This window comes from Gallibacterium melopsittaci (genome assembly GCF_042433085.1).
Lineage (GTDB): Bacteria > Pseudomonadota > Gammaproteobacteria > Enterobacterales > Pasteurellaceae > Gallibacterium > Gallibacterium melopsittaci.
This window is the reverse complement of sequence record NZ_JBHLWA010000031.1, coordinates 111,862-118,819: the sequence shown is the minus strand read 5'-3', so window position 1 is coordinate 118,819 and position 6,958 is coordinate 111,862. Positions and strand designations below refer to the sequence as shown.

The window sequence follows — 6,958 nt, the reverse complement described above, 5'->3', positions numbered from 1 at the left end:
GGTTATATTTGGTCATAAAAAATCTGCACCTCTGTCTGTTGGATAATAAGTCCAACTTTAGGGGTGCAGATCACACCCCTCCTCCTTTTTTAATTGTTTTCTGTTAAGTATAAGGATGAGTAAATTTTATACTTAATAGAATTAGAGACAATATACTTTAAATTCGCACATTCTTCAATAATCTAGATAGAAAATAGTAGAGTGCGTATTTATTTTTTGTTATTCGTTATTAATAGGTATTTCCTCAAAGATAGGCAATGGTTTATGCCTACTGGCTATCATTGTATAAATTACTGGTAAAACAAATAAGGTAAATAATGTACCGATTGCGAGACCAGCTACGATAACGATACCGATACTAAAGCGAGCAACAGCTCCTGCCCCAGAGGCTAATAGTAATGGAATAAGTCCTGCTATCATTGCTGCTGTTGTCATAAGGATCGGACGTAATCGAACTTTAGCCGCTTGTGTAATGGCATCAAAACGATTTTTACCATGATAGAGTTGCTCTTCTTTAGCTACTTCACACATTAGGATACCGTGCTTAGTAATTAAGCCTATGAGGGTAACTAATCCTACTTCTGAATAAATATTGAGAGTTGCTCCTGCTATGCCTAATAAAGAGAAGATGTTAAGGGCTAATAATGCACCGCTAATCGCTAATGGAACAGAAATCATAATGACCATCGGATCTCGCCAAGATTCAAATTGGATTGCAAGCACTAAGAAGATGATAATCACCGCTAATAGGAAAGTATAAACTAGCGTATTTCCTTCTTGTACTAATTGTCTTGCTTCCCCTTTAAAATCATAGTTATAGCCTTGTGGTAATTTTTCTGCTGCTGTTTGTTTTAACCAATTTACGGCATCGCCTACGGAAGAACCCGGTGCGGGAACAAGGCTAATTTCTGCTGAGTTTAACTGGTTAAATTTCGCTAAAGATAATGGTTGTGGCTCAAGAGTAACCGTAATTAAGCTATTTAATGGGATAGATTCACCATTACTTGCGGTTAAGTAATAATTATTAAAGCTTTCTGGTGATAAACGTTGATCTCGTTTTACTTGTGAAAGAATTTTATAAGAACGTCCATCAATGTTTACTCGCTCAATGGTTGCTCCGGATAAATAGCTTCCTAATGTATTACTAATTTGTTGCATAGTAATGCCATAAGTTCCCGCTTTTTCACGATCAATCGTTACTTTCATTTGAGCCGTATTGAATTTTAGGTCTAATTCGTTATACACAAACAATCCTGATTCTCTTGCGGCAGTTAGCACTTCACTTGCTACTTCCGCAAGGTTACGGTAGCTATTGGCAGTACTGATCACAAAGCCCACAGAAGCCCCAGATTCTCCAGTATTAATTTCAGGGAAAGCAAAACCAGAAATTGACATTTCAGGAATTTTATCTGCTTTATCATTTAGATCATTCATTATTTCAGTTTGACTACGTTTGCGATCTCCCCAATCTTCTAATACTATAATGGTCATTGATTCATTGCTATTTGGTACTCCAGCAATAACTTGAGAGTAATGTACCTCTGGCGTCTTGTTGACAATTTGTTCAAATTGTTTCATGGCATTTTGAACATAATCTACATTGACATTCGCTGGTGCAGCCCCTACAGCCATAAATGCTCCTTTATCTTCGGCAGGCGTTAGCTCGCTTGATAAAGATTTAAACATAATAGGTAAGGTAATAAAAATTCCTATTGCGAAAGCAATCACTGCTTTACGATGTTGTAACATTAGAGCAAGTAAGCCTTCGTAAAGACGATTTACTTTTCCTAAGGTGTGTTCAATGCGTTGTTCTAACCAACTTGGTTGTTCCTTTGATTGTAAGAGTTTACTGCTCATCATTGGCGAAAGGGTTAAAGCAACGATACCTGAAATAAATACCGCACCTGCTAAGGTAAGAGCAAATTCTTTAAATAATGAACCTGTAATTCCGCCCATTAATGCCATTGGAGAATAAACAGCCATTAACGCTAAGGTCATTGATATAACCGGAACAGCGATTTCTCTTGTTCCAATGATCGCAGCACGGAATGGGGTTTCGCCAAGTTTGATATGGCGATCCACATTTTCTAATACAACGATAGCATCATCAACCACTAAGCCAATGGCGAGAATTAGGGCTAGCAAGGTCATCAGGTTAATTGAAAAGCCAAAAACCTGTAGCAACATTATTACGCCAATTAATGAAATTGGAATAGTAATGATAGGAATCAAAATAGCACGGAATGAACCAATAAATAGGGTAATAACAACAAGAACAATCAATGTTGCTTCGGCAATGGTTTTTAATACCTCATTAATAGAATTATTAATGGCAATGGTTCCATCATAAAGGATATCAGCCTCCATACTATTGGGTAAATTATTTTTAATGGTTTCAAATAGCGGATAAATATCTTTTGCTACAGTTAATGGATTAGCGGTTGGGGTTGCTTCTATTGCTAATACAACTGCATCACGCCCATTCGCTGTTGCTCGAGTGCTATCGCTTTCTTTATCAAGGGTAATTTCTGCAATATCACGCAAGCGAACAAGATTATCGCCATCACTATGTACGACAACATTGCCAAGCTCTTCAACGGATTTTGTGGTGGTTTCCACTTTGTTTTTATATACCGTAAAATAGCCATTGAAACTTCCTGCTGCGGTTTGTAAGTTATTATTAGATAACGCCGTCATAACAGAGGTTGTTGAAAGATTTTGAGCGGCCATTTTAGCTGGATCTAACCAGATGCGTAATGCATATTCGCCACCATAAATATCAATTTTAGCAATACCAGGAATGGTAAAGAATTGCGGTTTTACTACGCGTTCTAAATAGTCCACGATTTGCGGTTGTTCTAGTCGATCAGAAACAAAGCTTAAATACATCATACCCGTTCCACCTGCGGAGGAAGTAATCGTAGGGGCTTCCACATTGCTTGGCAAATCAGAACGGACAGAGTTCACTTTGGCTGAAATATCAGCCAATGCTGCATTCGGATCGGTATTTAACTTCATTTTTACCGTAATCGTTGAGCTACTCGGGGCACTACTAGAAGACATATAGTCTATATTATCTGCTTGGGCGATAGCTTCTTCTAGTGTTGACGTGATTGAGGCTTGAATTAATTCAGCATCCGCTCCCGCATAAGTGGTACTCACTGTAATTACCGTGGTGGTCATCTCTGGATATTCACGCACCGTCAGTTTTGAAATTGCTTGTAAACCAAGAATAACAATTAAAATACTGATAGAAATCGCAAGGACAGGGCGACGAATAAAAATATCGGTAAATTTCATATTATTGTTCCCATTTACTCCCTAATTAAAGATTAGTTTTGGTTGCAGGAGCTTGAGTACCTACACCTTGTTGTTCGCTCACAACGACCAAGCTGTTATTGCTTAAACGCTGTTGTCCACCAGTTACAATCAGATCACCAGCTTTAATATCTTTGCCGGCTAATTGTGCATAAATACCTTGACGATCTTTGGTACTGACGGTGATTTGTGTTGCTCGATACATATTATCAAGGTTTTCATTACCTGCGAATTTTTGTTTATCTTCGTCAGATAATGGTTTTAATAAATAGGTGTTCTCTCCGTACATATTATAAGTAATTGCGACTTGTGGCACGATGATTTGGTTCGTTTCTGTTGGCAAGGCAACACGCAAACGCGTAAACATACCGGACAATAATTTTTGGCTATTTTCGCTATCAAAGGTCGCTTGAACAGCAATTAATCCTGTTGAGGTATCAATGGCAGGTTCAATCGCAGTTATTTTAGCACTAAAGGTTTCGCCTAATAACGCATCAGCCGTAGCGGTAACTTTTTGTCCTACAGTAAGATTATCAAGTTCATTTTGTGAAACAGAAAAATCAACTTTCATTTGACTGCGATCTTCAACACGCACAATTTCTGTTCCTGCAGTAACATATTCCCCTACGTTTACTTTGACAATCCCAGCAATACCGTCAAAAGGTGCATAAATTTTACGACGAGCAATGGTTGCTTTTAACGACTCAATATTAGCGACTAATGCGTCATAAGTAGCTTTAGCATTATCCAACTCCGTTTGTGAAATACTTTGGGTTTTCGCTAATCTTAAATAGCGGTGATATGTTTGTTGAGCGAACGGTAATTGTGCTTCAGAGGCTTGTAAAGTCGCTTGTTCTACACTACTATCAATATTGATGATTAGATCACCTTTTTTGACGGTTTGTCCCGACTGAATTAAAACAGCTGAAACTGTACCCGCAGATTGAGCTTTTAACATAGCCCCTTGATTTGGACGAACTAACCCTGTGGTTTCAATCACAGGTGTCCATTCAGAAGCCGTAACTTTAAATGCAGTAACAGGGCTAGCACCTTCAGGGTGGGTAGCTAAATACTCTGAAATCTTTTTTTGTTTATACATTGTAAATGCAATCACAACAGCAAAAACAAGAAAAATAATAACCAATACCAATTTAATCACGAAACTGCGTGATTTTTTTGGTTTATTGGATTGAGTTTGGTTCATAGAGTTCTCCATAAATATCAATGAAAGAAATGTTAAGTGTAACGCTATTTTTTAATAGCCTGCCAAGTTTGTTGTACCACTTGTTCTAAAACGGATTTAGGATAAGTGATATTATGATAAAAAGTTTTGACTGATAAACTTATTGCACTATCAAGACTAATCGTAAATAAAATTTGTGAAGGTAAATCGCATAAAACGCCTTTTGCTTTAGCATGTTCACAAAACTTATTCCAAGGATCATTTGGATTATTAGTCCGTTCTTGTACTAATGAACAAAAGCCAGGTAATGAACGATATTGATGGAAGTTTAATACCGTTTCAGGGCATTTTTGTATTTCAAACCAAAGGTTCCACCAAAAACGATGATATTGATGATAAGGATCATCATCTAAATTAAAGTTTTGAGACATTGCGGTTTCAAATCGAATAAAAATATTTTCAATAAGCCGAGTTAATAAGGCTTCTTTATTTTCAAAATGAATATAAATAGTACCGGGAGAAATTCCTGCTTCTTTTGCAATTTTATGAATAGAAAGATGGTGTAAACCATCTCTTGCCATTAAGCGTTCTGTTGTTGTAAAAATAATATCTACTGTATCGGATTTATGTTGCATAATATTTAGCCTAAAAAATGTTTATTTTTCAATGAATGAACGTTCGTTCATTTTATTTTTTTTGTGATCAGAGTCAAGATTTTATTAGAGAAGTTTAAGATAGTTGTATTAGATAATTATGAGGAATAATAAAAAAATTCCACACCTTTATTGCTAAAAGTGTGGGTAAATATCAATGTAGGAGGAAGTTAAATTTTATTCATTGGTTCAAAATCACGCTGTTCTTCGCCAGTATAAATTTGACGAGGACGAACAATTTTGAAGTTGCCTTGATTATACATTTCTTTCCAGTGAGCAATCCAACCTACAGTACGACCTAAAGCAAACATTACGGTAAACATTGAGGTTGGAATACCAATAGCTTTTAGAATAATACCTGAATAGAAGTCCACATTTGGATAGAGATTCTTTTCAATGAAGTATGGATCGTTTAATGCAATACGTTCTAATTCCATAGCAACATCAAATAATGGGGTATCGATCTTCAATTCTTGTAATACTTCATGGCAAGTTTGACGCATTACTTTTGCACGAGGATCATAATTTTTATAAACACGGTGACCAAACCCCATAAGACGGAATGGATCATTTTTATCTTTTGCACGGGCAATAAATTCTGGGATACGATCTACCGTTCCGATTTCTTCTAACATATTAATACAGGCTTCGTTTGCACCACCATGTGCAGGTCCCCAAAGTGAAGCAATACCTGCTGCAATACACGCAAATGGATTAGCACCAGAAGAAGCCGCAGTACGTACAGTAGAAGTCGATGCATTTTGTTCATGGTCAGCATGTAAAATAAAGATACGATCCATTGCTCTTTCTAATACAGGATTTACTACATAAGGTTCGCAAGGGGTTGCAAACATCATATAAAGGAAATTACCTGCATAAGAAAGATGGTTTTGTGGGAACATGAATGGTTGACCAATAGAATATTTATAACACATTGCTGCTAGTGTTGGCATTTTTGCTAGCAAACGAATAGCAGTTAATTCTCTATGTCTTACATCACGAACGTCTGTAGAGTCATGATAGAACGCTGCTAATGCACCACTAACCCCACACATAACCGCCATTGGGTGAGAGTCACGACGGAAACCATGGAAGAAACGACTAAGTTGTTCATGTACGAGAGTATGCTTTTTAACTAATTGAGTGAATTCTTTATATTGTTCTGGTGTAGGACGTTCACCAAAAAGTAATAAATAAGCGACTTCTAAATAATCAGCATTTTCTGCAAGTTGATCGATTGGGTAGCCACGGTGTAATAAAATTCCTTGATCACCATCGATATAAGTAATAGATGATTTACAAGTGGCGGTTGACATTAAACCAGGATCGAAAGTGAAGAGTTTTTGTGAAGTGAGTGATTGTACATCAATTGCATCGTAGCCTAGTGTTGCTTTTTGTACTGGTAGATCATATTCGCGACCATCACTCAGAGTTAGCTTTGCAGTAAGTTCTTCTGACATAAATTCCTCCTTGTATTGTCTTTCTTAGAAATAAGTCAGTATGATATTGTTAGACTTACATATATGTTAATAAGTTGTTATGCAATATATCACCATTATTTTGGAACTGCCTGCAATTTTTTTTAAAATTAGAGGTAGATCAAAAAATTTTTCGGGATTGTTTGTTTTGTTTTTGTTAAAAATGTAACAAATGTCACAGAAAATAATTTTTTTATGGACGATAATAAGCATACTCCAATTTCGAGTGAATCTTCTAGCTATTTTATAGGGGTAACATCGAATTTGTTGTTAAGCTTATAAACTAGTGAAAAAAGTTGTAGCACAACTGTTGTAAGTAAAAAATG

4 protein-coding genes are annotated in these 6,958 nt (G+C 36.4%); all 4 read right to left on the bottom strand.

The window, feature by feature from the left end:
* Positions 1-219 precede the first annotated feature (219 nt).
* The 4 genes from ACFFHT_RS07195 to ACFFHT_RS07180 all read right to left on the bottom strand — a co-directional run bounded on the left by ACFFHT_RS07195 (position 220) and on the right by ACFFHT_RS07180 (position 6,614).
* Positions 220-3,300: an efflux RND transporter permease subunit gene (locus ACFFHT_RS07195; protein WP_382374837.1), complete on the bottom strand. Its 3,081-nt coding sequence runs from the start codon at positions 3,298-3,300 to the stop codon at positions 220-222.
* Between the two features lie 25 nt (positions 3,301-3,325).
* Entirely contained in the window at positions 3,326-4,522 is a 1,197-nt protein-coding gene (locus ACFFHT_RS07190; RefSeq protein WP_382374835.1) for an efflux RND transporter periplasmic adaptor subunit, read from the bottom strand.
* A 44-nt stretch (positions 4,523-4,566) separates the two neighbouring features.
* On the bottom strand, positions 4,567-5,136 hold the full coding sequence (locus ACFFHT_RS07185) for a TetR/AcrR family transcriptional regulator (RefSeq protein WP_382367646.1): 570 nt from the start codon (positions 5,134-5,136) through the stop codon (positions 4,567-4,569).
* Positions 5,137-5,324: 188 nt separating this feature from the next.
* The gene (locus ACFFHT_RS07180; RefSeq protein WP_382367649.1) at positions 5,325-6,614 is read right to left on the bottom strand and encodes a citrate synthase; all 1,290 of its coding nucleotides are present in this window, start codon (positions 6,612-6,614) and stop codon (positions 5,325-5,327) included.
* Positions 6,615-6,958: the final 344 nt, after the last annotated feature.